The sequence below is a fragment of the Leptospira gomenensis genome, assembly GCF_004770155.1.
Lineage (GTDB): Bacteria > Spirochaetota > Leptospiria > Leptospirales > Leptospiraceae > Leptospira > Leptospira gomenensis.
In genome coordinates this window covers 18,964-44,487 of sequence record NZ_RQFA01000024.1, presented here as the reverse complement: position 1 = coordinate 44,487, position 25,524 = coordinate 18,964, and the positions used below count along the sequence as shown (strand labels likewise).

Annotated in this window: 37 protein-coding genes; 32 read left to right on the top strand and 5 right to left on the bottom strand. The window is 45.2% G+C overall.

Annotated features, from left to right (window positions below):
* Positions 1 to 41 precede the first annotated feature (41 nt).
* From EHQ17_RS04720 to EHQ17_RS04680, 8 genes are all read left to right on the top strand, one after another.
* On the top strand, positions 42 to 527 hold the full coding sequence (locus EHQ17_RS04720; protein WP_210414536.1) for a hypothetical protein: 486 nt from the start codon (positions 42 to 44) through the stop codon (positions 525 to 527).
* Positions 527 to 1,429 carry a hypothetical protein gene (locus tag EHQ17_RS04715; protein WP_135595528.1) on the top strand — a complete coding sequence of 301 codons (903 nt, stop codon included), beginning with the start codon at positions 527 to 529 and terminating at the stop codon, positions 1,427 to 1,429. The genes EHQ17_RS04720 and EHQ17_RS04715 overlap by 1 nt, the downstream gene beginning before the upstream one ends.
* A gap of 304 nt (positions 1,430 to 1,733) precedes the next feature.
* Positions 1,734 to 3,512 (top strand): hypothetical protein, encoded by a 1,779-nt coding sequence (locus EHQ17_RS04705; protein WP_135595530.1) that lies wholly within the window; start codon positions 1,734 to 1,736, stop codon positions 3,510 to 3,512.
* Positions 3,512 to 4,255: a hypothetical protein gene (locus EHQ17_RS04700; RefSeq protein WP_135595531.1), complete on the top strand. Its 744-nt coding sequence runs from the start codon at positions 3,512 to 3,514 to the stop codon at positions 4,253 to 4,255. Before EHQ17_RS04705 ends, EHQ17_RS04700 begins: the two co-directional genes overlap by 1 nt.
* Complete coding sequence (locus tag EHQ17_RS04695) at positions 4,252 to 4,548, top strand: hypothetical protein (protein WP_135595532.1); 297 nt, start codon at positions 4,252 to 4,254, stop codon at positions 4,546 to 4,548. The genes EHQ17_RS04700 and EHQ17_RS04695 overlap by 4 nt, the downstream gene beginning before the upstream one ends.
* On the top strand, positions 4,545 to 5,240 hold the full coding sequence (locus EHQ17_RS04690; protein ID WP_135595533.1) for a hypothetical protein: 696 nt from the start codon (positions 4,545 to 4,547) through the stop codon (positions 5,238 to 5,240). Before EHQ17_RS04695 ends, EHQ17_RS04690 begins: the two co-directional genes overlap by 4 nt.
* Positions 5,241 to 5,252: 12 nt before the next feature.
* Positions 5,253 to 5,519 (top strand): hypothetical protein, encoded by a 267-nt coding sequence (locus tag EHQ17_RS04685; protein WP_135595534.1) that lies wholly within the window; start codon positions 5,253 to 5,255, stop codon positions 5,517 to 5,519.
* On the top strand, positions 5,503 to 5,925 hold the full coding sequence (locus tag EHQ17_RS04680; RefSeq protein WP_210412866.1) for a hypothetical protein: 423 nt from the start codon (positions 5,503 to 5,505) through the stop codon (positions 5,923 to 5,925). The genes EHQ17_RS04685 and EHQ17_RS04680 overlap by 17 nt, the downstream gene beginning before the upstream one ends.
* A gap of 46 nt (positions 5,926 to 5,971) precedes the next feature.
* Here the strand turns inward: EHQ17_RS04680 and EHQ17_RS04675 are convergent, their stop codons facing one another.
* On the bottom strand, positions 5,972 to 6,748 hold the full coding sequence (locus tag EHQ17_RS04675) for a ParB N-terminal domain-containing protein (RefSeq protein WP_135595535.1): 777 nt from the start codon (positions 6,746 to 6,748) through the stop codon (positions 5,972 to 5,974).
* Between the two features lie 204 nt (positions 6,749 to 6,952).
* On the opposite strand from EHQ17_RS04675, the gene EHQ17_RS04670 reads away from it, so the two are divergent.
* Both EHQ17_RS04670 and EHQ17_RS04665 read left to right on the top strand, forming a co-directional pair.
* Complete coding sequence (locus EHQ17_RS04670) at positions 6,953 to 7,318, top strand: hypothetical protein (RefSeq protein WP_135595536.1); 366 nt, start codon at positions 6,953 to 6,955, stop codon at positions 7,316 to 7,318.
* Entirely contained in the window at positions 7,308 to 8,000 is a 693-nt protein-coding gene (locus EHQ17_RS04665; RefSeq protein WP_135595537.1) for an SOS response-associated peptidase family protein, read from the top strand. The genes EHQ17_RS04670 and EHQ17_RS04665 overlap by 11 nt, the downstream gene beginning before the upstream one ends.
* Here the strand turns inward: EHQ17_RS04665 and EHQ17_RS04660 are convergent.
* The 3 genes from EHQ17_RS04660 to EHQ17_RS04650 all read right to left on the bottom strand — a co-directional run bounded on the left by EHQ17_RS04660 (position 7,997) and on the right by EHQ17_RS04650 (position 10,760).
* Positions 7,997 to 8,731: a helix-turn-helix domain-containing protein gene (locus EHQ17_RS04660; RefSeq protein ID WP_135595538.1), complete on the bottom strand. Its 735-nt coding sequence runs from the start codon at positions 8,729 to 8,731 to the stop codon at positions 7,997 to 7,999. The genes EHQ17_RS04665 and EHQ17_RS04660 overlap by 4 nt on opposite strands.
* Positions 8,732 to 9,144: 413 nt before the next feature.
* The gene (locus tag EHQ17_RS04655; RefSeq protein ID WP_135595539.1) at positions 9,145 to 9,774 is read right to left on the bottom strand and encodes a DUF3102 domain-containing protein; all 630 of its coding nucleotides are present in this window, start codon (positions 9,772 to 9,774) and stop codon (positions 9,145 to 9,147) included.
* Positions 9,771 to 10,760: a ParA family protein gene (locus EHQ17_RS04650; RefSeq protein WP_246057396.1), complete on the bottom strand. Its 990-nt coding sequence runs from the start codon at positions 10,758 to 10,760 to the stop codon at positions 9,771 to 9,773. The genes EHQ17_RS04655 and EHQ17_RS04650 overlap by 4 nt, the downstream gene beginning before the upstream one ends.
* A 309-nt stretch (positions 10,761 to 11,069) precedes the next feature.
* Between EHQ17_RS04650 and EHQ17_RS04640 the strand changes: the two genes are divergently transcribed.
* From EHQ17_RS04640 to EHQ17_RS04625, 4 genes are all read left to right on the top strand, one after another.
* The gene (locus EHQ17_RS04640; protein WP_135595542.1) at positions 11,070 to 11,573 is read left to right on the top strand and encodes a DUF2335 domain-containing protein; all 504 of its coding nucleotides are present in this window, start codon (positions 11,070 to 11,072) and stop codon (positions 11,571 to 11,573) included.
* Positions 11,574 to 11,746: 173 nt separating this feature from the next.
* Entirely contained in the window at positions 11,747 to 12,331 is a 585-nt protein-coding gene (locus tag EHQ17_RS04635) for an LBL_2463 family protein (protein ID WP_135595565.1), read from the top strand.
* A gap of 30 nt (positions 12,332 to 12,361) precedes the next feature.
* Positions 12,362 to 13,270 (top strand): LIC10906 family membrane protein, encoded by a 909-nt coding sequence (locus EHQ17_RS04630; protein WP_135595543.1) that lies wholly within the window; start codon positions 12,362 to 12,364, stop codon positions 13,268 to 13,270.
* 12 nt (positions 13,271 to 13,282) lie between these two features.
* Positions 13,283 to 13,783, top strand: a complete 501-nt coding sequence (locus tag EHQ17_RS04625) for a DUF4468 domain-containing protein (RefSeq protein WP_135595544.1) — start codon at positions 13,283 to 13,285, stop codon at positions 13,781 to 13,783.
* Here the strand turns inward: EHQ17_RS04625 and EHQ17_RS04620 are convergent.
* Positions 13,780 to 14,229: a helix-turn-helix domain-containing protein gene (locus tag EHQ17_RS04620; protein ID WP_135595545.1), complete on the bottom strand. Its 450-nt coding sequence runs from the start codon at positions 14,227 to 14,229 to the stop codon at positions 13,780 to 13,782. The genes EHQ17_RS04625 and EHQ17_RS04620 overlap by 4 nt on opposite strands.
* A 60-nt stretch (positions 14,230 to 14,289) precedes the next feature.
* Here EHQ17_RS04620 and EHQ17_RS04615 point away from each other — a divergent pair, with 60 nt between their 5' ends.
* The 18 genes from EHQ17_RS04615 (at position 14,290) to EHQ17_RS04520 (ending at position 25,497) form a co-directional block, all read left to right on the top strand.
* Positions 14,290 to 14,562 (top strand): hypothetical protein, encoded by a 273-nt coding sequence (locus tag EHQ17_RS04615; RefSeq protein WP_135595546.1) that lies wholly within the window; start codon positions 14,290 to 14,292, stop codon positions 14,560 to 14,562.
* A 140-nt stretch (positions 14,563 to 14,702) separates the two neighbouring features.
* Positions 14,703 to 14,900, top strand: a complete 198-nt coding sequence (locus EHQ17_RS04610) for a hypothetical protein (RefSeq protein ID WP_135595547.1) — start codon at positions 14,703 to 14,705, stop codon at positions 14,898 to 14,900.
* A 2-nt stretch (positions 14,901 to 14,902) separates the two neighbouring features.
* A complete protein-coding gene (locus tag EHQ17_RS04605) occupies positions 14,903 to 15,211 on the top strand; it encodes a hypothetical protein (RefSeq protein ID WP_135736147.1) in 309 nt (102 codons plus the stop codon).
* Entirely contained in the window at positions 15,208 to 16,119 is a 912-nt protein-coding gene (locus EHQ17_RS04600) for a hypothetical protein (RefSeq protein WP_135595549.1), read from the top strand. Before EHQ17_RS04605 ends, EHQ17_RS04600 begins: the two co-directional genes overlap by 4 nt.
* Complete coding sequence (locus EHQ17_RS04595; protein WP_135595550.1) at positions 16,116 to 17,279, top strand: metallophosphoesterase family protein; 1,164 nt, start codon at positions 16,116 to 16,118, stop codon at positions 17,277 to 17,279. The genes EHQ17_RS04600 and EHQ17_RS04595 overlap by 4 nt, the downstream gene beginning before the upstream one ends.
* Positions 17,276 to 19,612 carry an endonuclease gene (locus EHQ17_RS04590; RefSeq protein WP_135595551.1) on the top strand — a complete coding sequence of 779 codons (2,337 nt, stop codon included), beginning with the start codon at positions 17,276 to 17,278 and terminating at the stop codon, positions 19,610 to 19,612. Before EHQ17_RS04595 ends, EHQ17_RS04590 begins: the two co-directional genes overlap by 4 nt.
* Before the next feature lie 91 nt (positions 19,613 to 19,703).
* Positions 19,704 to 20,084, top strand: coding sequence for a hypothetical protein (locus EHQ17_RS04585; protein WP_135736146.1), 381 nt, complete (start codon positions 19,704 to 19,706; stop codon positions 20,082 to 20,084).
* Positions 20,081 to 20,347 carry a hypothetical protein gene (locus tag EHQ17_RS04580; RefSeq protein WP_135595553.1) on the top strand — a complete coding sequence of 89 codons (267 nt, stop codon included), beginning with the start codon at positions 20,081 to 20,083 and terminating at the stop codon, positions 20,345 to 20,347. Before EHQ17_RS04585 ends, EHQ17_RS04580 begins: the two co-directional genes overlap by 4 nt.
* Positions 20,344 to 20,529, top strand: coding sequence for a hypothetical protein (locus tag EHQ17_RS04575; RefSeq protein ID WP_135595554.1), 186 nt, complete (start codon positions 20,344 to 20,346; stop codon positions 20,527 to 20,529). Before EHQ17_RS04580 ends, EHQ17_RS04575 begins: the two co-directional genes overlap by 4 nt.
* Positions 20,526 to 20,858 carry a hypothetical protein gene (locus EHQ17_RS04570; protein ID WP_135595555.1) on the top strand — a complete coding sequence of 111 codons (333 nt, stop codon included), beginning with the start codon at positions 20,526 to 20,528 and terminating at the stop codon, positions 20,856 to 20,858. The genes EHQ17_RS04575 and EHQ17_RS04570 overlap by 4 nt, the downstream gene beginning before the upstream one ends.
* Positions 20,855 to 21,985, top strand: coding sequence for a hypothetical protein (locus EHQ17_RS04565; RefSeq protein ID WP_135595556.1), 1,131 nt, complete (start codon positions 20,855 to 20,857; stop codon positions 21,983 to 21,985). Before EHQ17_RS04570 ends, EHQ17_RS04565 begins: the two co-directional genes overlap by 4 nt.
* Positions 21,958 to 22,158 (top strand): hypothetical protein, encoded by a 201-nt coding sequence (locus EHQ17_RS04560; RefSeq protein WP_135736145.1) that lies wholly within the window; start codon positions 21,958 to 21,960, stop codon positions 22,156 to 22,158. The genes EHQ17_RS04565 and EHQ17_RS04560 overlap by 28 nt, the downstream gene beginning before the upstream one ends.
* Complete coding sequence (locus tag EHQ17_RS04555) at positions 22,145 to 22,648, top strand: hypothetical protein (protein WP_135595557.1); 504 nt, start codon at positions 22,145 to 22,147, stop codon at positions 22,646 to 22,648. Before EHQ17_RS04560 ends, EHQ17_RS04555 begins: the two co-directional genes overlap by 14 nt.
* Complete coding sequence (locus EHQ17_RS04550) at positions 22,648 to 22,962, top strand: hypothetical protein (RefSeq protein ID WP_135595558.1); 315 nt, start codon at positions 22,648 to 22,650, stop codon at positions 22,960 to 22,962. Before EHQ17_RS04555 ends, EHQ17_RS04550 begins: the two co-directional genes overlap by 1 nt.
* Before the next feature lie 227 nt (positions 22,963 to 23,189).
* Positions 23,190 to 23,423 (top strand): hypothetical protein, encoded by a 234-nt coding sequence (locus EHQ17_RS20105; RefSeq protein ID WP_135595559.1) that lies wholly within the window; start codon positions 23,190 to 23,192, stop codon positions 23,421 to 23,423.
* Positions 23,420 to 23,650 carry a hypothetical protein gene (locus tag EHQ17_RS04540; RefSeq protein WP_135595560.1) on the top strand — a complete coding sequence of 77 codons (231 nt, stop codon included), beginning with the start codon at positions 23,420 to 23,422 and terminating at the stop codon, positions 23,648 to 23,650. Before EHQ17_RS20105 ends, EHQ17_RS04540 begins: the two co-directional genes overlap by 4 nt.
* Positions 23,647 to 24,123, top strand: coding sequence for a hypothetical protein (locus EHQ17_RS04535; protein ID WP_135595561.1), 477 nt, complete (start codon positions 23,647 to 23,649; stop codon positions 24,121 to 24,123). The genes EHQ17_RS04540 and EHQ17_RS04535 overlap by 4 nt, the downstream gene beginning before the upstream one ends.
* A 738-nt stretch (positions 24,124 to 24,861) precedes the next feature.
* Complete coding sequence (locus tag EHQ17_RS04520; protein ID WP_246057394.1) at positions 24,862 to 25,497, top strand: class I SAM-dependent methyltransferase; 636 nt, start codon at positions 24,862 to 24,864, stop codon at positions 25,495 to 25,497.
* Positions 25,498 to 25,524 lie beyond the last annotated feature (27 nt).

The following is a 25,524-nucleotide window of genomic DNA, read 5'->3' as shown; positions in this document are numbered from 1 at the left end:
TATCATTAAGTGACGAGGTTCTTGTTACCGGATTCAAATCCATGAAACTCGGAATCGGTTTGATATCGGATGGTAAATGGATAAAGCTCCCTGTTGGCCGGAGGTTCTTACAAGCACGGAAGTTTTTTATCTACGGACATACGAATAAAGTAGGGGACTTCCTAACTTTCGGTTTCGGGAAAACGTCCGCGGAAGATCATACGATTTCAATTCCATTTGGGCAAAACGTTTCCTTCCAAAGATTCCAAATCGAAATTTCCTCGGTAAATCTGGAGCATTTGGGAGAGATCGGCTTTCGCGTTGATAATGCCTCGGATGGAACGGAAGTCTATATCGACGAAATATCAATTCAATCGTATAGCCGAAAGCATACGGTCACGTCTCTCGAACGGGTAGTCACGAATATAGAACCTCGAAAGCGCTACTGCGAACTGGAATTCGGACGTCCTCGCAGTTCACTCGACAGCAAGCTCGCGGCCACCATGGCATTGGTCTACAATCAACGCCTCGCCCTCAAGGAAAAATAATGAGCAAGCGGCTTAACCATAGATACCATCCGATTCAAAAACGATTCATTTACGAAACCGTTCCCGAGGGAGAGCCGGAACTTAAACAGTGCCTCGAACTGGAAGAATATCCCGGAACCGCAACGTTCGGTTTCCGGCTGGACGAAGTTCCTGAAAAGGTAACCCCGGTCTCTACCCTGCGGATCCAACGGGTTTCGGATAACCAAAACTTTACGGAAGTCGTTGTTCAACCCGGACCACTCCAATTTTATTCGAACTATCACAACGACGTTTTCTCTCGTGACGGTTTGATCATAATGGACGAAGTGAACGCAGACGACTGGTTCCGAATTTGGTATGATCGTTGCGGACCGGTCAATTCGTTCGAAAATCAGAAATACGTTCAAGACATCACACTCCTTGAAAAACTCTCGCGAGACGGATCGCTTCCTATGCTGGGGGATCTAAATATGAATCTAAAGAAGATTCTGAATCTCGCCGCAGGAACGAATCCCACTGACGCAGTAAACTATTCCCAACTTGACAACGTTCTTCAAGCGTTGGTTGCAGAGATTGCGAGCCGAGCTTCCTCAGACGCGACGATCAACTCTAAACTGAACCCACTCCTTAATCTTGTGAAATGGAACGGGTTTTCTCTTCGGGAAAGGGATTACGCTGTGGACGGTGCTTCCGGAACGCTCGGGATGGAATCATACGAAGTCCTTTTCGGAACCGTACAAAAATCGATTTTAATCTGGTATAACGTTCGGACAGGTATCGGCGGGATTGGTGCATACGGAAACTCGGGATCCGACTTCCAGGTCATTGATACCGGGTTGCAATATAATTTCAGGTGGACCGATCCGAGTAACGCTCTTATGCGTTGGTGCATGATTCAATGGATGACGGATCACTACTCATGATTGAATTGAATTTGGAAATATCAAAGGGCGAAGACTTCTCGGTTTTTTTGCCGGCTACAAACCTCCTCGGATCCACGGTAAAAAGTGAATTTGGGACAGTCGAGCATGGAGAGCCGATTCGAGTAGGGGATTTTTCCGCCACGATCCAACCTTCTGGAATCCGACTCACGAAATTAAGATCGGAAATAGAATCGATTCGAAACGGAGCTTATCGTTTCGACGTATTAGTTGAACGGCCGGATGCACACTTCCCAGACGGGAAGTCTCTGAGCGTAGAATACCGCGGTATTCTACAAGTAGGTTAATGGCAAATCAGAGAGACCTTGAGCACCTTCAAAACGAATCGAAAGTTTTTCTATTCGAAAGAATCCAATCAATCACGGATCCGTTCGCGATTATCATTTTTCAAGTAAGGGAAAACTCGTGGGATACGAAGCCACTCATTTCAATCGATCTTTCCCCTTCCGATCCGCTCGCAAATTGGGCGGGAGGTCGTGTCGCCGTTCGCCTTCTTCCCGCTCAAACCCGAGGGCTTCGCGGCGGTAGATATCATTATGATCTTCTCGTTGTCCGCAATGGAAGTGAATTTACCTACGAATATAAAGGTTTATTCAAACTTGAAGCCACGATTTCCCGTACAGATGAGACCGTGGATCCGGTTGTTATAAACGACATCTATGCAAATTTGATTTCTACCGCAGACGGGAAGGGCGCTTCCCTCGTAGGAGTCGCCGCGAGTTTTTGGACCGGCCTCCTCGGAGCGGCAAACTTAACCGTTGAGCGTTGTCTCCGTTGGTTGAATAACAATAAGATCGGAAGAATCGTCGCCTATACCGGATCGAAACTTTTGAGATCTGGATCTTCCCCCATCGAAATCTTGGAAGCGGGAATAGAAGTGGATACAGCGGACAACGTCACAAATGTCCGATCCCTGACGCTCCTGCTTCCTCCTTCTCTGGATAGCCATGCGACACGTCGGGATTGGGTGGTTTCCGAAATCATTTCCCGAATTGATGTGGCCGTGAACGCACTCATCAACGGAGCTCCCGGCGCTCTCGATACGATCGGAGAACTCGCGGCGATGTTCGGGAATGATCCAAACTTTGCGACCACGATCGTAAACCTCATCGCAACCAAAATCTCGAGTTCAGAAAAGGGGGTGGCGAACGGCGTCGCCACTCTCGGACCGGACGGAAAAGTTTTCCCAGAACAACTTCCAGCCTCAACGGCTTCCGTCACTTCAGTAAATGGACACTCAGGCGCTGTCGTTCTTTCGAACGTTGATTTGGATGCAGCTCCATCATTGCATAATCACGATGCCGTATATTATACAAAAAGCCAGGTAGACTCGTTTTTATTTTCGGTCGTCCCTCTCGGCTGCATCATCGAAGATAATCTAAACCAAGCGCCGAGCTCAAATTTCAAAGAAGCGAACGCGCAGGCAATTTCCCGCGTCACATTTTCGAGTCTTTGGAATTTGGTTCATCGTACCGTTTCTGGAATTATTCCTGCAACCGATCGAATCAACGTAACATCGCACGGATGTACCGAGGGTCAGTTGGTGAAATTTGCGTTTACTGGCGGAGGCATTACTGCACTTGCGAAATATTACGTAAGGAATCCGACTACGAACGATTTTCAGATTTCGACGACTCCTTCGGGATCAATTCTTGATCTTACCGCATCTCAGAGTGGCGATATGATAACAAACGTCGAGTATGGATTCGGAGACGGATCAACGACATATAACGTTCCGGATCGTCGAGGGATCTTTGTCAGAGGAGCAGGAATTCACGGATCCCGAACTAAGGCAACCGGAAATAATTACAATGCTGGAGCCGTTGGATTTGATGGAATCGACCAATTTCAAGGGCACGTTCATAGAATGTTCCCAAGATCGTACCAAGGAGGCGCAACCATAGCAGCGGCTTCCGCTGCGTCGGAAACAAGCGGAACTGGTGGAGGAGCGGTTCCGCTTAATACGACGGCAATTTTAGCTGACACGACGAACGGACCTCCGAGAACCGGTGACGAAACGACTCCGGTTTATGTAGCTGTAAAATATAAAGTAAGGGTGCTGTAATGAGCAACTATGTTATTGAAAAACAATCAAGAAAAGTGATTTGGATCAATCCTGATCCGAATCCTCTTAGCGGCTCCTCAGCTTGGGGAAATTATGATCCCACGCAACACGAAATTGTTTTTGCGCTTCATTACAATCCTCAAATTGGAGAAGTTTTTAACGCAGATATTGAATCAGGTTGCGCAAAGGAATTTTCCCTAAAAACCGTTTACGACAAAATTACGAAAACTTCAAGAGTTCTCCAGAGTTGGGATGATAAAATTTTAGATTCCGAGACTGAATCCACGCCGCTTAAAGACGAAACGGGAGAAATGACTCCTTATCAGATTTACGGAGAATCCGGCTGGGTCATCGATCTTGATCAGGCAAGGGAATACCTGATTCGATCGGTCGATGCGATCTGTGAATCAAAGATCGTTTCCGGATTTTTTTCTTCGGCGTTGGGCGCTTACCACTTCTATGGCAGCGATCGCGACGATCAACTCAATCTTATAGGAGCCGCTTCACTACGTGATTCTGTCTTGTTTAAATGTACAGATCAAAACGGAGCTAAAGCTTACCGATTGCATTCGGAGACGCAAATCGGACAGGTATTGCATGACGGAGCGATTCGAAAAAGCTTTCTCCTTCAGAGGAATTCGAACTTAAAAGCTTTGATACAAGTGACCACGTCCATGGAAGAATTATCGCTAATTGATATTCAATCCGGATGGGACGAGGTCCCGGTGGAGATTCCAGCATGACATATGAAGAAATATTCAAACTTTTCATAACGAGCCTTATCGCAATTTTGGGTTTTTTCTTTCGGGACATCTATAGACAATTCAAATCAATTAAGTCTGTTGCATACGATTCCCTAGAACGGACAAAGAAGCTGGAAGTCGTGATTGAATATCACGAAAAGCGTATAGAAGAAAACAATCAAACCCACAAGGAACTCAGGGATGTACTGCACTCTCTCGACAAGACGTGCGTAAAACTTACCGAAGCAATGGAAGACATGAAAGAAGATCTAAAGGAGGATCGAAAAAGATGATCCAGGAAGGCCGCCGGCAAATAGACCGAGAAAAATATAACCTTACGAAGAACGACTTTGTACTGAAACAAGCTTGGCACTTCACACAGAAAAACAACGTGAACCCGGATGGTACGCCGAACATGGTTTGGTCGTCCGGCTGGAGAAGATTCAACGATTGTTTCATCTCTTCGGACGCCGGTTTTACGAATCAGCTTTTAGATGTCCTTATCGAATCGGGATATAGATTTAAAAACACAGGTAGAGTCGATGAGCTTGCGGTAAAGATGTGCGTAGGTGAATATAAAACCGGCGACACATTCGAAAACAATAAACGATTCTTCTGGGAGAATCACCGGAAGTTTATCAACAAAATCCTCGCGGATGGATTTCCTGACGCTGACCCGATTCTTCGAGTCGATTACAAAAAGATTGGCCTTAGATCACTCAATCAACTTGTAACACCGATTCATTTCGGAAGGCAAGTCTTAGTAGGAATACATCTGGGTCAGAACGGCGGGCATATCATCACGGTTCTCGGCTACCGTGTGGACGACAAAGGAAAGATCATTGGTCTTTGGGTCTCCGATCCCGCCGGCGTCTATACCGAAGGCTATTCAAAGGCGCTCGATGGATTCATGTCATACCTTCCGGAAGGCGTCTTTAAAGATATTTTCCGAGAAGATACGCACATGATGGATCTCGTAAATTAAAAAGGAAAAACCATGACAAAGAAAATTAAAAAATTTGCAGACGAATTCAGAACTCCGTCTCTTGCAATCTTCTCGGCTTCGTTCCTCATTGAAGCTGGCTTGCAGTTTACAGAGAAAGCAAAAGAACTCTCCGTTCTTGACTTACACTACACGGTGTTCGGAGCGATTGCAATCCTCTCGCTCCTCGCTTATCTGAGAAAGCCAATCACCCAAGCCTGGGTCACGTTCAGGACCGGGAAGACGGTTCCGGAGGAAACTAAAGATGAACAAAATTCTTAGTCTTATCTTTCTCTCAACCCTTGGCTTTACAGAAATTCAGTGCATCACCGTCGTAGCCCAAACCCCTGACAGCGTAGGGATGCCTACGGTGCTTCGGACCGAAGCAAAGGATCAGGACAAAAAAGGAGAAAAAAGAATTGGAACACTCCTGCGCGCCGCGGCTGATTCTATAGAAGCCGGTGACAAGAACGCAAGAGCGGCCATCAAAGGCGAAAAACAAACTCAACAGAAAAACTCCATCCTTCAAAGAGAAGCGGGCTGGGGGGATGGAATACAAGACCTCGGCTGGTTTATTCTTCTCGCGATCGCTGGAGTTATCCTAATCCTTCTCCTTTATCTGATCGTTCGAGGGAAAATTCAAATCCCGTTTGTTTCTGGATTTCTTTCAAAGGCAGGTTCTTCCTAAAAGAATTTTGCCACCTGTCAAAGAAAAGGCTCGTCATTCGTATGCTTTACGCGTGACGAGCCTTTTTATTTTTCACATCCTCTACGAAGGCCAGAAACTCATTCCTTTTCATCACCTTCGTCTCGTGATCTAAAATTTCCTTCATCGCTTTATCTATACCTTTCTGAGCCAGAGCCAACCTCTTCTCCGCAGCGATATATTCTTTTGCGACTCTTTGAGCGAATTTAAAATCATTCTTTTCGAGAAGGGGGTAGGGACGAGTTTTCTTTTGTTTATCTACAGCCCAACCTTTATGCTCTACTACCCTATCAATCCAACGGTATGCCGTCCTCAAGGAGAAGGCCCAGTCTTCCGCTATCTCTTGAGCCAAGGAAGCTTCTTTCTTTTTCCCGATCTGAGGAGCGCCTGAATAATTTTGTAAGAACTTTGCTTTAGGATATTCGAGCGCAATGATGTCGAGCATATCGCCTTCGTACCATGGCTCTCCATCGTTGTTACTCGCATAGACTTCTCTACGAACCGACCTCTTGTTATCGTCATCGAGAAGTTTCCTTGCCCGAATTGTTTTGAATTTTTCGTGACCGTCTTTTACGAGACTTGTAAATGCCTGAGTCCGACGGTTACCTTTGTAAATAAGATGTTTACCATTTACTTTTTGGGAACTTATCGTAATTGCTTCAAGCTGTCCGATGCGCTCTATATCTTCCTTCAGAGCTCCCACCGCATCCGGTCTTATCTTTCTTTGACGTTTTATAGGAAGAGGATAGGAGACAAGCTCCGTGATCGAGATTTCAAATTCATTACTATACTTTTTCTTTTCCATGATCGATGAGATTCGTATCGCACCCTCGAAAAGCAAGCTGACTTTTGAAAGCGCATCCGCTTCGTTTTATTTTTTAAGAGACATAAATGGCATTATCGGAAGTGAATGACACGTCATTCCAATCTTTTCAATCCCTGGAACGTGAAAATTCTTTACATGTAAATGTCTGTTTAGTATATAATTTAATCCGACAACGACCGGATTATGAGAGTATCGCGAAAACAAATCGAACTACCAGTAGGCTACTTGCTTTCAATAGGAGGAACGCTCCTCGAAGATGATCGTATTCTTTTTGACGTTCCCATGAAATGCAAGATAATAAATTTATCCTATTCGTTCGATTCTCATGGCAAACCTACGCGAGGAAAACAAGGGAGCATTTTTATTTCTGAGGCTGCGCTGAATATCACATTAGAAGAATTAAAAGCTGAATTGTGGTATGATCCCGAGCAGAAGGAAATAGTAGCTCTTGAGATGTATTGCGATTACTGGAACAAAATCTGCGACGGTCTGGTAGCGATCGCTGCTTTCGAAAAATCTAATAGCGAGAAAAAAGAACGTGTGCAATAAATTTGCTCAGCTTGTGACTAAACCGGATGGAACTCAACACTGGATCCGTCCGAGCTACGATGCCCCTACTACGCTCTACGACGGAAAAACTCATTCGGATCTCATGAGAAAATCGGAGATGAAATATCCGAAGAATCCCGTGGAAGTCATCTACAGAGCAAAATCAGGAATCGAAAAAATGAACTCGTTCCAATGGGGCCGCCCTCTTCCCGATAAATCTAAAGTCGTAAACAATACTCGAATCGAAAACATCACGACCCACTGGTCTAAATACTCCGACAACCGAGTTCTAATCCCTATAACACACTTCCAAGAATACAAGGAAGAGAGCGGACTAAGGAAACCATTCAACATCTGGTTCAATGATTTTCCGATCGCATACATGGCCGGACTTGCCGGGACTCATTTTCCAGAAGACAAGAATCAAGAACCCATTCGATGGGTTTCTCTCATAACACAGGAAGCCTGTAGTAAAATGCGCCTCATTCACAATTCCGGAGATAACCGATTCCGACAGCCTTGCTTGGTCAAGCCGTCCGCGTGGGACTTTTGGCTTAGCGACAAGCACTACGGCGAGGAAACGTTCTTCAAATTATGCCAAGGATATCTTTCCGAAGAAATCACTGCCGAAGAAGAAGAGATTCCTGGTTCGCAGATGGGTTTGTTTACGAACCCGACTTAGGCCGCCTTACTTTCTTCTTCGATCTGTTCAATGATTACCGAGTTCGGAAATTTCAACTCCTCAACAAAGTATTTATGAACTATCATTCCAATTGATTCCGGTATCCTTCCTCTTACAATTAAGCTCCCATCTTGTTCTTTGATTATCGCCTCTTCCAATAATCGAATAGATGATCGAGTTAAGCGCTCCCTTCCCCATCGAATAAAAATGTCCCAGTGCTTCCCTTCTATTCTCTTTATAGGTTCAATAGAAGATTCTGTATATGCAAAACCATCGCCTTGAGGTACGCCACCAGAAGAACCTTCTATAGCGTTGGTATTCTTGAAGACCTCGATACCTAAATTTTTACCTTCAGTATCGCAAACGTTGGGATTCTTGTTTGTGGGCTCTATCAAAGCTATCTCATGAAGTAGCATTGTATCGTTTAATCCCCTACCCTCTCGCTTAACGGAAATCCAACCGAGTTGCTTTAAAAGTTTTTTGTATTTGATGACCGTGTTTTTTGATAAACCGGATCGCGAGCAAAGCGTGGCTTTATCTTTTTCCTTATTTTTCGTTTTGGGATTCTGCTTATCGTTCGGCCCAAAGCCTACGGACGCATAACAGACGTTGCCTTTCCCAGTAAACGACCACATTGATCCGAAGACGAGTATCATCGGTCCGAGTTGAGAACTCTTTATTCTCTTGTCTTTTGCAAATGCCTCTGGCACACGTAGATGTATTCCTTTCACGATCGTTTCCTTTCTTACGGTGCGGACATATAGTAAGGGCTACGCACGGTAAAGAAGTTTACCCTACTCTACTTCGGGAACATAGGAAGGCTTGGAGCTTTTCGGATGTCCTCGATTGATTCCTCGGCCTTATTGTGAGAGAGGCCGTGTTTAGTTATGTCACCTAAACGGGTACAAATCTAGATCAACAGCCGGAAAACTGTCAAGGAAAAAAGAGACATAATTTTATTATTTGGTGGGGAGGAATTGCCTGCGGGACTCTCACCTCCACAACAGGCTTTTCGGAATCAACCTCGGATGAGATCTATTCGGTACTCTAAAACCCATGTACGATTTTGGGTACACATTTTTTATTCTGCGATAGAAAAAGTTCAATACCGGATTCCAAAAATAACACGCGTGTTATTTTTGATTTAGGAAAAAAATGAAATTTCATCGTCGAGGTTTTTAATGAAGACGGTAAATTCGGTTTCTTTTTCTTTCTTTATTTCAAGGAGGTATTGGTAGACAAACTTTGATTCTTCGTCAGAGATAGTCTCACCTGAATGCTTTCGACTTCTCAAAGATTCAGCTCTCAGCTTCCGAGCCTTCGGCGAATCTTCATTCAAGCTCTTCTCTTTACGCGCAACTGCTTTCTTTTCCTTCAGATGGACCAATGCTTTCCTGAGCGATATCTGTTCCATCTTGAGAACCTCTTCTTCGTTCTCGGCGATCTCCATATATCTGGTGCCCATCATATAGGAAAAAGAACGAGGATTGCCTGACTCAGGGCCGACATTTTTCTCGAACCACTTTTGAAATTTCCCGTGACCAACTAAAGCTTTATGTTCAATCAAAACTTTTCCCAAAGCAATATAGGTCTTCATCTGGGTTTTTGCTTGGTTATCTGCGGCCTCTAAAAGAGAAAAGATTTTCCTTGCGATCGGATCTTGCGTAACGAGTGAAGTTTCTTGACCGTTGTAAACTTCAAGGGAGTCATCGGCGCCAGCGTGCGATCGAAGCATAGCTTCTTCAACACGATCACTTTGTTTTTTTCTACTCATGCAACCTCCCTTACTATCTCTTGCGCAAGCTCCATGAATGCCTCGAAACTTCGATGTTTAGTTGAAAATGGCTCCTTCGCATTTTTTGAATTAAGGAGTGATTCGCTCTTGTAAATGACGGCTTCGGTAGGCGTAAGTCCGACTTTACTTACAATTCTTTTCAGAGCTTCTTCTTTTGAGGCAGTGATATTATTTCGAACTACGCGAAGAGGTTTGATCAGTGCAGGATCGATTTTTTTGTAATGGTTGGTCAAACGGACGATGCCGCTCAAGCCTTGCGTATCAAATTCGACGGGAGCCAAAATCAAATCGGAAACACTCAATGCGAACTCTGTGATTCCATTAACGAGGGGACTCAGGTCCATGATTATGAAATCATAATCGAGTTCATGAATCTGTTGCTCTAATCGGATGCTTAAAGAAGGATCGCCGCGGAACATCCCGTTCGCTGCTTCTGTCAGGCCAACTGTAGGAATAAGATCGAATCCATGAGCAAGACCGGTCCAGATGACATCCTTCAGATCATGAGCCCCGGACAGAACTGTATACCAGTTTTTCTTTTGGAGCTTGGCAGGATAATCTGGGTGGGAGTTGAGACCAACATCCGATAAATTATTGTTTTCTTCGAGGTCCATTAGGAGGACTTTTTTCCCGAGAGTTATGAGAGCCTGGCCAAGTCCCATAGCCACAGTGGTTTTTCCGACTCCACCTTTATGGGCGATAAAACAAATAATGACGGCGCGGCCGATTTTGAAAATTTTAGTTTTCATCTCTGGAGAAACTGTTTTTGGATTATGTTTTTTAAAAGCGGAATTTCCTTTTGGAGTAAATAAAAACGGGATTCGCTTAAAAAACAATTTGGGTGTTGGAAAAAAGAGACATAATCCCTTTAGCGGCAGTTCGGACCGAAACGCGTTTTTGCTCGCGGAAATTCGTGATATAATATTCCCTGTGAAAACGAGAGTAGTTTTTACCAACTTGTACAAAAAATCTTGATTTTTGGTACTGAAACTAAGTAATATACGGTCCGATAAGTACCGCAAGGGGAAAGAGGAAACCCAACAATATGAGCATCGTGAGGAAAAATCTAAATTTAGGAAGATCCACAGGAAAGAGTCTCGTTGTAGGGATGGCTCGTGCATTCGATTTATTTGGAGTCATCGACGCAGAAGGCTTACGAGAAATTTATGCAAAAACCGATTCTGAAATATTAAGGGAAGATATGGAAATCGTAGGTAGAAATTTCCGTAGAGTCGTAATTCGTCACGCACGAGCATTGCCTTCCGGATCTAAAAATGAGTGATCAGCAAAAGGAAGAAGCAAAACAACCTGAAAGGAATAAGTTTATAAATGTAGATTTAGGAAATCCGCATCTCCAAAAAATACAAACTCGACAAGTTATTTCTGCCAGCTATCAAGGCCCATTTCCGCCTCCAGAAATGTTGGCTAAGTATGAGAACATTCTTCCTGGTTTCACCGAACGGACGATGAAGATCCTTGAGAAACAAACTGACCATAGGTTCCGTTCCGAAGATAAGATTATTGATAAGTCTTTTTCCCACCAAAAGACGGGTCTATGGTTAGGAGGTGGAATCTGTGCTTTGGCAATTCTTTCGGGGACTGCGATTAGTATAATAAATCCAGAGTCGGCGGCCGGATTTGCAGTAATTATCAGCGCCCTTGCTGGATTGGTTGGTGTATTTGTAACCGGAGTCGTAATCTCGAAAAAAGCTGAAAGGACGGAGGAGATTGCTATTGATCAAACTGACGAACTTCCTCCTCACATTAGCAAAATGTAATTGGTAAATTTATTTCCAGCCAATCTCAAACCAAACAAGCACCTCGCAAATCTCCACGCCCACAAATAAAGATCCGCTTTCCATAATATTCTAATTGAAGTTTCGAACCTTCTGTGCGACATAATTAAATTATGTCTCTTGATTTAACACTTCAAAGGCCGGTCGCAAAGTCCATGGACGTCTCGATCATGGACTGTAAGTCGATGTCGGAAGAGTTGCTACATAGAATTAAGTCTTTCGTATCATCGGTCTATTCGGATGCAGGATACTCCGAGACCCCATGGAAGAATCAGAATTACGACCCATGGTCTACATGGTTTTGGGTCGAAGTCCGAGGGGAACTTCTTGCTGCGATGCGGATCGTTGAAAAGACTCCGGATAATATCATTCCGCTCGAAAAGGCGGTTATCTACGGAATAAAGAATCCATTCCTTCATTATGCAGTTTTAGAAGAAAACGTTGCCGATTGGAATGCGGTTGCATTTAAGTCCAGTAGAGAAGGAGTTCTCGCAGCGAAAAAAACATTCCGAACAGTGGCGAAGTTCTGTGCGGATAAGGGATATTATATCGTGTACGGAATGTATAATCCCGAACTTTCAGGAATAGAAAATTTGTATCTTCGAGAAGGTGCTGAGATATCGGATCGATACCCGGCTTACTGCTATTTTCCGGGCTTTAATTTGAAAGGCGAACTTTCAAAATTTAACGTGATCGAGTTAAGGAAAGATTCTTTACAAAAAATTGCCTCAAAATTGTAGTAAAATGCGGTATTTGAGTATACATTTTACATGCACGCGACAAACATCTTTAACGTAGTTATTGGATTCTTTTTATTTTTTTTGGGATTGTATGTTCGGAACGCCGGATCCGGACGCGTTGCTCAGAAAAAATTCTTTTGGCTTTGTGTGGCGCTTTCCCTTTGGATGCTTTGCCATGGTCTCCGAATTTTACTTCCTGATTCCCTTAGAGAACTTGCACTGAACTGGACGTTGATTCCGATCCTCTTCGTCCCACACATTCTTTTCCAGGTAGTCCAGGCGATATTCGGAGTCGGAAACCACTTCCTCTTTCGGAACATCTCAATTCATTTGCATTCATTGATTTTGATTTATATGGTAGGATCAGTATTCCTTTGTAATGCGGTTGAGATAAAGGATCCGGATAGATTCACCTACCAGCCTAATGCAAATTATCACTTAATCATAACGTATGAACTGATTTACATTTCTTACTCTTGTTATTTACTCATGCGAGCTCTCTTTCGTTTCGACGGAGATTTAAGAATTCGAGCGTTCCTGTTGGCGATCGGAACGGTATCCGCTTTAGCGTTTACAATTACATGCGTTTGGGCGCTGCCTATGCTCGGGTTATTTTGGGCTTCCAAGAGTATCTTTGGATTCATACCTTTTTCATTATTCTGGGCGACCGCAGTTTTGCATTACGACACGTTCGAGATACGCGAGAAAATTTTGGAAGGCATGCCCACGCCGTTGCTTTCGAGATATTCCTCACGGATCATGTTAGGTCTTTATGCGTTGCTTGATCCTTCCGGATATTCCATGAGGATCGCAGAAAGCAAGCTGGCTGTTACTGCGGGTATATTGTTCGAGGATTACTATCTTCGAGAGTCATATCGCTTGAGTATGCAGACCAGAGCCGAGGCGCTATCTGAGAAATTTAAACATAGAATAAAATAGAAGGATGAAATTATGAAATTACTAATACTGTTATCAGGGTTGTTTATTTTTACGAATTGCGTGAGTCTTGCTCCAAGGGAGGAGAGGAGCATTTCTACTATCTTTGAGACTGGAGTAAAGAAAGGAGATGCTTATCAAAGGGCATTGATCTACTTGGCTAAAAGTTTGAATAACGGAAACCTTGCGATTCAAGTTCGCGATGAATCGCAAGGCCGGATTGTTTCGTTAGCTCAAATAAAATGCAACTCTTATAAACGTTGGAAATATCCTATGAATCAAGTATGGGTTGATTTCAATATAGATTTCACAGCGAAAGATCAAAAAGCACGTATTATTTTTGACGATATCGTTCTCGGATTGTTTGATCCTTATGGAAGAAAAGGTGCGTTCCAAGAACCTCTCGATAAAGAGGATACTGATTCAATCGATAAAGAATGCCTGGAACCGATACGTGCGGAAATCATACGATCAGTAAAAGGGCAGGTGACAATCGCACCTTCGCAAGATTTTTAAGAAATTTCATTTTTAAAATTTCTCACGAGCGCCTTCACTAAAGATTGTCGTTCTGGATTTAGCATAAAATAATCGCACAGCATAGCTTTGGCTTCTGGATCGCGGTTAAGATTAAAAAGAAGTTGATCGATCTCACCGATGCGATTCTGCAATTCCTCTTTAAATTGATCGGTCCGCATTTCCGGACCGATGCCGTATTGCGACCATTCCTTCCTGAATCCCCACACAAGTTCCATCGTTACGGCAAGCAAGTCAGAAATATCCCGCGATCCTGCAAGTATGTTTGAAACTTGTTGTTTCGAAATCCCGACTTTCCTTCCAAATTCCGTATTATTTAGTCCGCTGAATTCTACGATTTTCCGGAAACGGTCTTTTTGTTTTTCGAAATTTTCGGTATTCAATGGGTATTTTTTCTTGACAAAGTATTCAATGAATACTACGGTCATTCCTATCTGACCCGTAAGTATTCGGGGAACACGAAACACGAAACAGGGAATAGGCCACAAATGCAAGGAAAAAGTACTACAGACATTATGTCCGATAAAGCGAACGGGCGTAGAATTGTGTATCTCCTGCATGAATTGGAAGAAACGATCCACGGCCGAGCAGAGTCGATCGGAGTGAGCGAACTCACCTACCGAAAGACAATTTATCGCCAAGCTGGGAATCAAGAAGTGATCAGCGATCTTACGATGCTCGGTATCGATCATGACCTAACCCCTTTTGACAAAAGAAAAGAAAGGGTTCCGCGCTGGCTTAAAGAGTCGGCAGCATCCTGAAAGAAAGAAGCGAATAGAATTTCGGGAATAAAAAAGCCGCCTTGGCGGGCGGCCCTTTCGATAAACAAAAGAATGTAGCAACTCTCTGTTTATCGAAATTCCCACCACAGTCAATCAAATTTTTGAATGGAGAGTAAACGATGAATCGTAACACGACAGTCGCATCGCTGGGCATGAGAGCCCACTTGGCGTTTCAAGCCTTCGCGCTTAGAAACGATTACACTCCTTCCGAAGAGGAAAAACTCATGATTCTCAGAACGGAAGGACTCGCAGACGAACTCGAAGAGGCAATGTTTAAGAACGAACAAGTCCTTCCGGAAGGAACGGAGGCCGCATGATTATGGATGCTGATCTTCAAATGCAAGGTTTGAAATCTATCATAAAGGTGGAAGCGCCTGTCGAAGGATTGGAACTGCTTCATCAGGATGTTCGACAAGTTTGCGACTGGCTCTTCGAAGAGAAGAGAAAGCGGAGTATTCAGGAATCGAGATTAAGGATTCGTGTCGCTTACAAGAAGTGTCGGAGAAGGGTGAAGTATCTCGAAAATAAAATCAAAGAACGCGACAAGGCTCTGATCGAGATCGAAAACAAAACGGATCGGATTGTGGCGGATATTAAAAAATCTTACGGGATAAAGGTAATAGCATGAGCGCGACCGTAAACGAGAACCAACTCATTCTCCCTAATGGAGAGATCAATCCTCAAGCGTATGTGAATGATCCTTTAAAAAAATTGGAGGAGTTACAAAGAGCATTCCCTCCAGATAAATTCAACATGATAGGGTTCAGTCAATTCCTTATGAATAGACTTCCGGAAGGAGTAACTCTCCTACCGCAGTTCGTCACAGTTACCGCCTTGGATCTTTGGGATGAGACCAACGCCGAAGAGGTGCGCTTAAAGCCGGGTCATGTGATGCTTCGTTCTGAGAAAGTTATCAACATCGGGCAGGCTATGGGAATTAAACTTCGTAAGGTTCGCGAGGACCGCGAAGTAAAGGTCGGAAGTGTTCCTCACTTGGAAGCGGCGTGGGTTGCGTCAATGAATCTTCCGGATGGAACAGTCGTGGAAACTTCTGTCGTTACGAAGAAACTTCCGCTATACACTTCTACCGGTAAACTCCAAGTCCATCTTTCCGAGAGTCTCGAAAGAAAAGTAAAACGAAATGCGATCAAGGAACTCTTGAACATTCCAACCGCAATGCCTCGCGACCAAGCGCAGAAAATGTGGGTTTGCGTGAAGTCTGTTTTCGATCCGGATTCCGAGTTCGGAAAAAATAGACTCAAGGAAATTCAAGGGTCCGCGGTTGCCGCCGAAACTTTGCTTTTCGATACCGACACCGAATTCACTCCACCACCGGTGTTCGATCCGATGGAAGCAAGAAAGCGAGGAGAAGAGATCGGTAAAAAACTTCAAGAGGCAAAGTCTCGGGAAGACATAAAGAAGATCATGGAGCCTCTGAACTCCTCCGAATTCGATGCCTTTACGTGGAACGCGATCCGCGCGATCGCAAACCAGCGTCACCAGGAATTGAAACCTGCGGGAGGTGCTCAGTTATGAAAGTCGGACACATCGCAGACATCCACCTCAAAGGTGGATGGGACACCGAGGAAGCGAGAGCTCTTTTCAAAGCGGCGGATCTTTTCATCGCGCAAAATGTTCGACTCGTTTGTGTGAACGGAGATGTCTACGAAGACGTCTCCTCTCCTGAAGACAGACTCGTTTTCAAAGATTTTCTTCACCGCCTTCACATGGACGGAATCATGACGATCGTCCTTCGTGGAAATCACGATAAGGCGAACGATCTCAAAGTTTTCGATCAAGCGGTTCCTTTGATCTACCATTGGGAGTTTGAAAAACCTGGTTTTGTGGATCCTCCATCCGGAGTGGAAAAAAGTCTGATGGTCTACGCGATCCCACATTTCTCCGCAGGTGCGCTCGCTCTGAAATCCGGTTCGGTAGAAGAAATGAATTCTTCCGGAACGGAATTGTTCACCGATCTTTTGGAAAACGCTTTCCAAAACCTTCGGCAACACGACGGCCCGAGGCTGGTCCTTTTCCACGGAACTGTCTCTGGAGCGAAACTTGATAACGATCGGATTCCGCGCCAAAACGGAATTCACCTCCCTTTACCCGTTCTCGAATCACTTGACTGTCCGGTTGTCGGTGGCCACTACCATAAGCCGCAGAACGTAGGAGGAAAGGTTTGGTATTCCGGATCAATCACACGCCAGACCTGGGGAGAAGCGGAAGACGACAAAGGCGTTCTGATTTGGGAAATGGACTCCGAAGGGCACTGGTTTCCTGAACCGGTCTTCCATTCCCTGAACCCGGTTCCGATGATCACCGTAAACGCTGAATGGAACGGGGAAAAGCTCATCGATAAAAGCACACAGCTCGAGATCGATCCGACTTCCTTCGCTTCCGAGTCCAAGCTCCGGCTTCGCTTCGATGTTCCGGAAAGCCTCGTTCACACAGTCCCGAAAGACCTTGCGGCGAGGTTCAGAAATTCCGAGGAGATCAAGATCGAAAAAACAATCCAGACGACTACCGCCGTCCGATCGGAAGCGATGGGGTCAGCGATCACGATCGAGGATTCCCTCCGAGTCTGGCTCGAAGCAAAAGGAAAAACTCCGGAAGAAATCGAAGTCCATATCCGCGAATACCGAAAAGTAAAACAGAACTCCGCGATCGAAAATTCAGAGGAGGCCGCAGCATGAAACTGATTCGTATTTCCTCTAAAGGATCTATCCCTTTTCCGGAAGAAATGACGTGGAACGTTCCTGGCGTTTCCGGGAAAAAAATTGCTATCACTGGAACAAACGGGGCGGGGAAATCCACTCTCCTCGACTTGATTTCGATGGCGTGGTTTGGAACGGCTCCGAATCGGAAGTCCCGCTCCGGAAGAGACGAAGGTGCGATTTATGAATGTTTCACGAAGAAAGATTCATTCATCGAAGTCGAAGCAGAATTCGGAAACGATATCTGTCTCGTGAAACGTCTGATCGATCCGAACGCGAAAACTCAAAAGCCTTACCTCTATTGGAACGGGAAGGCCGTCACTGAAGGAAAGATCAAGGAGTTCGGAGAGAAGTTTTTCCAACTTACGAACCTGAACGAGAGCGTCTTTCTTTCCGCGGTTTACCACGCACAAAACGGGAAAGGTCATGTTGTCGGACTTGATCAAAAAAGCGCGAGAGCATTGATCGACGACCTGCTTGATCTTTGGAAGTTCGACGAAGAATTTGAAGAATTCGACACGCTTCGGAAATCGATCGAGACAGAGGTAAGCGGGGACATTCTGGTTCTCAAAAATCTTTCGGATGGGAAGGAAGAGCCTGTCCTTCTAAGAACTCAGATCGATTCTACAAAACAGACGATAGAAACTATTGAATCCGGGCTTGCGCTTTTTCGGAAGGCCGAATCGGAAGCAGTACAGAGTCTCGCCGATTTGAAAGCAAACGCTCTGGAAACAAGAGAGTATCTGGATAAGAAAGATCGATTGGAAAAAGAATACTACACGGAGATTGAAGCACTCAAGAATTTAACTACGCGCCGAGATAACAATCAGGTTCTTGTCTTGGATCGTAAGGCGGAGATTCTCCAAGCCGTCGAGGAAAATGAGCAGTTTGGAAAAAAAATCCTGCTACACAAGAAGATCCTAAATCAGCTTCAAGACCAATTTTTTTCGGTGAACGCAGTCATAGATGAAGAAGCGAGAGCGTATAAAGCCGAAATTGAGAATCTTCAAACAAAAATAGTTTCCCTCGAGGAAAATAGGGATATCGAAAAGGCGAGTGTTTCTTCTTTCAATTCTCTCCTGACGAGAGTTCAAACCGAACTTCAACAGGCGCGAAAAAGTTCCGCTCTATTGTCTGAAGTCCCATGCAAAGGGAAGATTGTCGAAGGCGTCGATCTTCCGGAGGCATGTCCTTTGCTCAAAGACGCGAGATCAAATCATTCACGAATTCTCGATTTAGAAACGGAAGAGTTGAAACTCAAAAATAGTTTAGCAGATCGTCCGGACGTAGAAACGCCTGTGCTCGAAGCAAGGGCGGAGCTCAAGTTTGCACAAGCTGGGCTGGAGCTCCTCCGAATTGATCCGAGAATAATCGCGCTTAAAGAAAAAGAATCCGAAAATGGAGCTGTGATTCGAGAAATTGAGTCGGTCCTTAACGACTCCAAGTTCAAGGATCTTTTGAAGATGGCACCGGAGCTTTCGGTCGCAGACGAACGAGTTAAAGAATACGACCGCCAGATCAATTCCGTAAGCGAACGAATCTCAAACATCGATTCAGAGCTTTACTCTGTAAACGAGTTCCTTTCTACCGTCAGCGAAGTGTCGAAGACGATCGAAGAGAAGGAAGAGGCGCTTTCTAAGATTAGAGCAAACATTGAAGACCAGACCGAAGAACAAAAAAAACACATCGCAACGCTTGGCGGATTGGTATCTCGTTTAGAAAAAGCAGTCGAGACTCAAGCTCGAATCGAAGAGTTTCAAAAATCAATCTCTGAAAAGTACGAACGACTGACACTTCTGAAAACCTTGTGCGAAGGACTTTCACCGAAAGGCGCGCGAGCTCTCAAACTCGATGCGGCTGGTCCGGAAATTTCCGCAACGATCAACGCGATTCTTTCCGAATGCTTCGGAGGTCGATTCAAGGTTCGCCTCAGCACAATCAAAGAAACCGGTTCAGGAAAAGACAAAGAGGATTTCTCAATCCTCGTTCTCGATAACGAAACCGGAATCGAAACGCTCGTGGAAAACAAATCGGGAGGGGAAGCCGCGATCATCAAAGAAGCGATCTCCCTCGGTATGGCCGCCTACAAGCGGAACAAAACGAACGCGGATATCCGCACTCTGATCCGTGACGAATCGGACGGAGGACTCACTTCGGAGAACGCTCATTTCTACCAAAAGATGCTCGATCGAGCATTGACGGAAGGTCGTTTCGAACAGGTGATTTTCATCTCTCATAAGAAGGAGATCCAAGAGATCGCGGATCGAATCTTCTTCGTGAAAGACGGTAAGGTGACGGAAGTCGCCGCTTAAACAAACGCAGTCTCCTTGGCGGAGGAGATGAAGAACCCTGGGAAACTAATGTAAGCCGGCCGCCACCGGCACTTTGGGAGAAAGAATATAAATGAAACGGCATGAAGATGATCCTTACTTCTCTTATCGAAATCGGAGAATACGGCTCGGTCTTTCATATATGAGTCTTGGAGAATATAAAGCCGCTAAGGCGGAACGTCCGAAAAATCGGATAGGAAAAATGATTTCACCTCCGTGGTGTGCAGAGTTCGGAATAGATCCTTCTCACAGAAGTATTGCCCTTAAATCCGGTCACGTTCGTGAAAGGGATTTGCGCAGGATCATTGAGGATCACGAGGCGAAAGCGGAAGCCAGTTTGCAGCGATGGAGTCGTAGTTATAATCGAAAGCGGGCCGAGATAAACAAACGGTTACTCGAAGAATACAGAAAAAACGGAATTTTGATTCCGGACGAAAAGGAGAAAGGAAAGTGATTCAACATCTATCAGGAAACCGAGCATGGATTCTTTGGCCGGACGATGGCGATCCTCCGATCGCTTTGGAATTTTATAGAGGAGGATTCGCTCTTTCACAGAATGGAAGCTCCGTGTATATTCCGTTCAATGCCATACAAGAGCTATCCAAGGCAGTCAAAGACGGCAAAAAAATAAGCGAATCAGAATTCGAACGGAAGGACGGAGACATGGAGATCATTCGAAAATACAATGCTCTAAAGAATGAGAAGGGGGTAGCATGACACCCGAAATAGGATTCTTACTTCTAATGACGCTCCTCGCAGGACTTGGGCTTTGGAGATTTCTTTCCAAGACTGAAACTCCGATCGAAGCGGCAAACGCGACTAACGTGGATTCCAAGAGCGCGAAGCCTATCAATTTTTTGGAACCTTCAATGAGACATAAAAAGGAGGGAAGCAGATGAGAGAAGAACCGCTTATCGCGATCCTAAAAAAATACAAGTTTGAAGAAACGTCCTATCCGGATAAATTCTATGGACCCGGCCAGATCATCGCAACGATCGGCGACGAGGTAACTTTCACTCTCGCGGGAAGGATCGTTTTCAAAAGCGACACCCTCGTCCGGATTCAAGACTTTCTCTGCGGATATTGCGTCACGACTATCGACTACTTTAAAGTGTCGTGGGCGTACGGTAAATTTACGTATCTGCCAGCGAAGCAGGTGATTCCTTTCGAAGAACGATTGAGACTGTTCCAATCTGAACAAGAAGAACTTCTCGAAGCGGGTAGATGAGCGATAAAGCGATCAAAACTTTTAGGGTCAATAAGAAAGAGACGTTTTACAAAACGATCAATACCGAATTCTTCTTTGTCCCAAGCCTTCCGTTGGAGGCAAAAGGTCTTCTTGGCCTCTGCCTCGCTCGTCCCGATGATTGGATCATAAATTTTTCCGAGACTCAGCGACACTCTTCCAATGGCGAGACGTCTCATCGATCAGCTTGGAAAGCCCTGGAACGACATGGATATTTCCATAGGAATCGATTTAGAAACGAGAAAGGGGAATTCGTCCATGAATATATCATATACGAACACCCGTCACTCAATCCGCATTTTTCAGGTATTGTTCCAGAAATCAAAAAGCGGAAAAACCCAGACGTGAAAATCAAGTCTGGACAACCGGAAGACGTCCAGACCCCAGAACCCACACGTGGAAATCCACCTGTGGAAACCCACGCGCGGACATCCACGTCCGGCAATCCACCGCCGGAAAATCACGACCTACTAAATATTAACCAACCTAGTACGGATCTACCAATTACGGAAGAACCAAAGAAGAATGAACCTATTACGGAAAAAGAGAGAGAGAAGAGTTCCCTCTCGGAAGAAATTACGTTCCTGAATGTTCACCGCAAGATCATCGAGCTGATGGCAAGATACAAACTCAAATACAATGAGAAGGAATCCAAGGAGACCTCTGCGATAAACTGGTTTATGACGGAGGGGCATGAAGCGGCGTTGATTTATGAGTTAATGGAAAATTTAATTTTCATTAAAGATTCCGAACTATACCGCGATGATATGAAATTTTGGAAACCCATCCCTATAAAAATTTCCTCAGCGAAAAGTTACATCGATCAAATCAGAGCGACTTCGGAAGCCTTACGAATTCCGAAGAAGATGTCATGGGACAAGCCAGAACTTAAATCGAGGGGACCGGAAGATTTCGAATTTTTTGAGGACTGGATCCAAGATCAAAAAATTACGCCAGAAACAAAACGACTCATCCTAAGTGCAAACTCTCCGGAGGAATACTTCGATCCCGAGTCGAAGAATCCAAAGGTTCTATACGCAAAATCATTTTACGAAGCATTCAAGAAAGCAAAGGGGGGAGCATGCAAGTTCAAGAGGCCGGCAGCATGAGAAAAGATCTGGATGAATCGATCCGATGGCATCTTAGCAACGGCTACAGAATCAAAAGGATCGCGGAAATTTTAGAGGAGCGAGGCGCGACAGTGGATCTCGTTCAGAAAGTTCTCGAGAAGATGGAAAAGGAACGTGCCGAACTGGCGAGGAAAGGACGTGAGTCAAAATAAAGTTATTAGACAATACGAGGTTACGAACATCGCTTTCAAGAAGGAGGGTTTGGAGATTCGCGTTCGAGATAATTACTCCGGACGTCCCTACACACTTCCGGAGTTTCCACTCAACGATGACAAAGTAATGAATGCCTTCAATTCGTTCCGCTTGGATGTAAATGAGATCTGCGAGATGAATCTGGATTCAGAGGAAACGTATCTGATCCAGCCTACACAAATTACTTTCAAAGGAAAGCTCGGTGAAGGGCTCCAAGTTCAGATCGAAGTTACGAAGAAACTTCCTCATTCCGGAGACGCTTGGAAATTCAAAACTCCAAAGCGATTCGAAAGAAGCCGAGATCCGAAAGTTCGGATAAGTGAAGCGATGATGACCCGAATCGAATACTTCAAGGATTCGGTAAACCGAATGATCCGGGAAGAAGGCGTTCTGAACGTTCCTAAGAGAGCCGAGCAACAACTTCTTTTTGAAGGAAATTCGGCTGCCTGATGGAATCCTTGCAACGCTATGACGTCAAATGTCCGTATTGCAACCATGGTCAAGAGATCAATCACGACGATGGGTATGGATACGATGAAGGTGTTTTACATCATCAAGATTGCGTATCCTGCGATAAGATCTTCGTATTCACAACCCAGATTAGTTTCAATTATGAAGTTAAAGCGGCGCTCTGCTTGAATGAGGAGGCTGATCATAAATGGAAGTCAACGCAAACTTTTCCAAAGCAATTTACAGAAATGATCTGTCAAGATTGCGGGGAGCGCCGAAAGCCAACAGAGAGGGAGTGGTTAGAAATTAACTGAATCTGACGATGAGACGAGACCGCGAGATTACAGTTGACGATTTCTATGGAGCTCTCGAAGAGGGAGCCCGTAGAGAAGCGGAGCGGAATAAAATCGCTCCGCCGAAGCGTGAAGATCGCGGTCCGTTCACGGAAGAAAAATATTACGATGTTGTTTCTCGAAAAACAGGGGAGGCGTGTTTTGCTTCACGGATTCGTCCAAGCGATCCCGAAACCGGAACGGAAGCGATGTATCAAGTTATCCGCCGCGGCGATCTCTTGCCTCGTTGGATGACGGCTTCCGATTTCGTGACGCAATTCAAACGCCTGGAAGGAATTCCGGAGCCGGTTCGAATATCTTGGATCGAATCCGATTACAAAAAAATCGCAGTGGAAGAAGACAACGTTTCCGGAGCGCTCCTTGCGAGCTGGCAGAACCGAGTTCTCAGAAAAAACGAACGCACTATGAAGGAGAGTGCATGAGCCAAACAAAATTTGTATTCTCTCAAAATAAGAAGGGGCAGAACACCCTCAAGTTTATGGACACCAAAAATCGGATGTGTTCCATTGTCGAAAGCGAACCGATAGGAAAGGAACCTACGATTTGGTGCGGGCCCGATACCGCGGATCGTATGCGCTTGAGTCGAAGGCAAGCCGGTGAACTCGGGGAGATCCTCACAAAGTATTCCGAAACGGGGTCTTTCGAATGAGCGTCCTAAAATCGGTTCCCTCCTTCGAAAAAAGTCAGTTCGATGCGCTTGACGAGAAGATTCTCATCGGCATCGATCCCGGAGTAAATACCGGGTTCGCCGCCTACAGTCGGGAATCTCGGAAGTTGGTCCACGTTGCGACCTACGGAGTCCTCAAAGCGCAGGACGAAGTTTTGGCGTATTGGGAAAAAGACAAGTCGCTCTGCCTTCTCATCGAAGACGCACGAAAACGAAAGTGGTTCGGAGACAACGCTGGCGCGAAACGCATGGGTGCGGGATCCGTAAAAAGAGACTGCAAACTTTGGGAAGAGTTCTGTAACAAGAACGGAATTCCTTTCCGTCTCGTTCATCCGAAGAAGGGCGGAACGAAGAACAAGCCCGCAGAATTCCAAATTCTTACCGGTTGGACCGGAAGAACGTCCAGTCACGCGCGAGACGCGGCGATGATCGTTTACGGAAGAGGGCGGTATTGATGAGTTACGTTAGGCCGCCAGTCCATCCGGAGATTTGGAAATTCGAACCTATCCCGCACAACGATCGTGTCTTCATTCCTGTAACAGTCGAGAAGACAAACGCATTTTGCCGTCCGATCGGTTTCGAAAGGAGTTCCGAGATCGTTGTCGTTTCGGACATAGATGATTTCAGTTTCACGAAGAGGGAAGAAAGATGAACGAATACCTGCTCAAAGAAATCCCGAAAAAAGCGATCTCAGTTCGTCAGCCGTGGGCAACGCTGATTGTGAGCGGCATTCTAACTCGCATCGAAGACCAAAGCCCTGAATGGGAAAAGAAGGATATAGAGAATCGAACACGGAAGACAAATTTCCGCGGTCAAATTTTCATCCATGCGTCTAAAACTTTCGATCGAATGGCGTATAGGAAGTTGTGTAAAATCTTCCCGGAGCGAGTAGTAAAGATTTTCTATTTCGTTTACGGAAGTAATTTCGCGGAAGTCCGTGGTGGAATTGTCGGTGTTACGAATATTGTCGATTGCGTTGAAACCTCAGAATCCGTCTGGTTCGAGAAATCTGGTTTCGGATATGTGTTGAAGGATTCGTTTCCACTTCCATTCCATCTAACGAAAGGGGCGCTTTCTCTTTTCGAGCCGAAAATCTCAGACGAATATCTGAACGAAATTTCTCGTTTGTGGAAAAAACCATTCACGTTCGAACCGCAACCGGAATTCGAAATCACAGGGATCGGTAAGATAGGATGATTACGACCGCTATCAGATCTCCTGCCGATACGGTGGACCTACTTGTGGATAAATATAACGCGTGGTCAGAGCGAAAGGGATACGGAAGTTCCGGGCTTCACCGGGAGCGTGATGACTTCTTTTCCGGAAGATGGAACTACGGACAGGATTTTCGGAATCATTCGAAATATCCGGGAGCCTACGCTCTTCAGGAGATCCAGCGAATCGAGGCGATGCTCCCCAACAAGGGCAAAGCGCTCCATCTGTTTTCCGGATCGCTTCCGCCTTCGGAACTCTACGGACGGTTCGACGTAAAGCCGGAAGTTCTCGGAACTCTCGCTCCGCTCGACCGATGCGGGGACGCGACGGAACTCTCAAAGCACTATCCGGAAGACACCTTCGACACCGTTGAGGCAGATCCACCGTGGAACAAAGAACACGCGATCAAAACCTACAAGCTCCCTCTCGTGAATAAGGAAAGGGTGATGGACGAGGTTCACAAAATCTTGAAACCCGGCGGGCTTCTCATTTGGAAAGACGCTTACAAGCCGCGGTATTCCCGGAAGAAGTGGGCTTACATCGGAATGATCGCCGTCGATCCGTCCACGGGACACATCGATCGGTCTTTTCGTTTTTTTCAGAAAGTCGCGTAAGAATTTTTAGAAAAATATCAGGAGAAT

Coding starts and splice junctions, on each gene's coding strand:
- EHQ17_RS04720 (WP_210414536.1), top strand. CDS start 42: ATGAAACTCGGAATCGGTTTGATATCGGATGGTAAATGGATAAAGCTC.
- EHQ17_RS04715 (WP_135595528.1), top strand. CDS start 527: ATGAGCAAGCGGCTTAACCATAGATACCATCCGATTCAAAAACGATTC.
- EHQ17_RS04705 (WP_135595530.1), top strand. CDS start 1,734: ATGGCAAATCAGAGAGACCTTGAGCACCTTCAAAACGAATCGAAAGTT.
- EHQ17_RS04700 (WP_135595531.1), top strand. CDS start 3,512: ATGAGCAACTATGTTATTGAAAAACAATCAAGAAAAGTGATTTGGATC.
- EHQ17_RS04695 (WP_135595532.1), top strand. CDS start 4,252: ATGACATATGAAGAAATATTCAAACTTTTCATAACGAGCCTTATCGCA.
- EHQ17_RS04690 (WP_135595533.1), top strand. CDS start 4,545: ATGATCCAGGAAGGCCGCCGGCAAATAGACCGAGAAAAATATAACCTT.
- EHQ17_RS04685 (WP_135595534.1), top strand. CDS start 5,253: ATGACAAAGAAAATTAAAAAATTTGCAGACGAATTCAGAACTCCGTCT.
- EHQ17_RS04680 (WP_210412866.1), top strand. CDS start 5,503: ATGAACAAAATTCTTAGTCTTATCTTTCTCTCAACCCTTGGCTTTACA.
- EHQ17_RS04675 (WP_135595535.1), bottom strand. CDS start 6,748: ATGGAAAAGAAAAAGTATAGTAATGAATTTGAAATCTCGATCACGGAG.
- EHQ17_RS04670 (WP_135595536.1), top strand. CDS start 6,953: ATGAGAGTATCGCGAAAACAAATCGAACTACCAGTAGGCTACTTGCTT.
- EHQ17_RS04655 (WP_135595539.1), bottom strand. CDS start 9,774: ATGAGTAGAAAAAAACAAAGTGATCGTGTTGAAGAAGCTATGCTTCGA.
- EHQ17_RS04640 (WP_135595542.1), top strand. CDS start 11,070: ATGAGTGATCAGCAAAAGGAAGAAGCAAAACAACCTGAAAGGAATAAG.
- EHQ17_RS04635 (WP_135595565.1), top strand. CDS start 11,747: ATGGACGTCTCGATCATGGACTGTAAGTCGATGTCGGAAGAGTTGCTA.
- EHQ17_RS04630 (WP_135595543.1), top strand. CDS start 12,362: ATGCACGCGACAAACATCTTTAACGTAGTTATTGGATTCTTTTTATTT.
- EHQ17_RS04625 (WP_135595544.1), top strand. CDS start 13,283: ATGAAATTACTAATACTGTTATCAGGGTTGTTTATTTTTACGAATTGC.
- EHQ17_RS04620 (WP_135595545.1), bottom strand. CDS start 14,229: ATGACCGTAGTATTCATTGAATACTTTGTCAAGAAAAAATACCCATTG.
- EHQ17_RS04615 (WP_135595546.1), top strand. CDS start 14,290: ATGCAAGGAAAAAGTACTACAGACATTATGTCCGATAAAGCGAACGGG.
- EHQ17_RS04610 (WP_135595547.1), top strand. CDS start 14,703: ATGAATCGTAACACGACAGTCGCATCGCTGGGCATGAGAGCCCACTTG.
- EHQ17_RS04605 (WP_135736147.1), top strand. CDS start 14,903: ATGGATGCTGATCTTCAAATGCAAGGTTTGAAATCTATCATAAAGGTG.
- EHQ17_RS04600 (WP_135595549.1), top strand. CDS start 15,208: ATGAGCGCGACCGTAAACGAGAACCAACTCATTCTCCCTAATGGAGAG.
- EHQ17_RS04595 (WP_135595550.1), top strand. CDS start 16,116: ATGAAAGTCGGACACATCGCAGACATCCACCTCAAAGGTGGATGGGAC.
- EHQ17_RS04590 (WP_135595551.1), top strand. CDS start 17,276: ATGAAACTGATTCGTATTTCCTCTAAAGGATCTATCCCTTTTCCGGAA.
- EHQ17_RS04585 (WP_135736146.1), top strand. CDS start 19,704: ATGAAACGGCATGAAGATGATCCTTACTTCTCTTATCGAAATCGGAGA.
- EHQ17_RS04575 (WP_135595554.1), top strand. CDS start 20,344: ATGACACCCGAAATAGGATTCTTACTTCTAATGACGCTCCTCGCAGGA.
- EHQ17_RS04570 (WP_135595555.1), top strand. CDS start 20,526: ATGAGAGAAGAACCGCTTATCGCGATCCTAAAAAAATACAAGTTTGAA.
- EHQ17_RS04565 (WP_135595556.1), top strand. CDS start 20,855: ATGAGCGATAAAGCGATCAAAACTTTTAGGGTCAATAAGAAAGAGACG.
- EHQ17_RS04560 (WP_135736145.1), top strand. CDS start 21,958: ATGCAAGTTCAAGAGGCCGGCAGCATGAGAAAAGATCTGGATGAATCG.
- EHQ17_RS04550 (WP_135595558.1), top strand. CDS start 22,648: ATGGAATCCTTGCAACGCTATGACGTCAAATGTCCGTATTGCAACCAT.
- EHQ17_RS20105 (WP_135595559.1), top strand. CDS start 23,190: ATGTATCAAGTTATCCGCCGCGGCGATCTCTTGCCTCGTTGGATGACG.
- EHQ17_RS04540 (WP_135595560.1), top strand. CDS start 23,420: ATGAGCCAAACAAAATTTGTATTCTCTCAAAATAAGAAGGGGCAGAAC.
- EHQ17_RS04535 (WP_135595561.1), top strand. CDS start 23,647: ATGAGCGTCCTAAAATCGGTTCCCTCCTTCGAAAAAAGTCAGTTCGAT.
- EHQ17_RS04520 (WP_246057394.1), top strand. CDS start 24,862: ATGATTACGACCGCTATCAGATCTCCTGCCGATACGGTGGACCTACTT.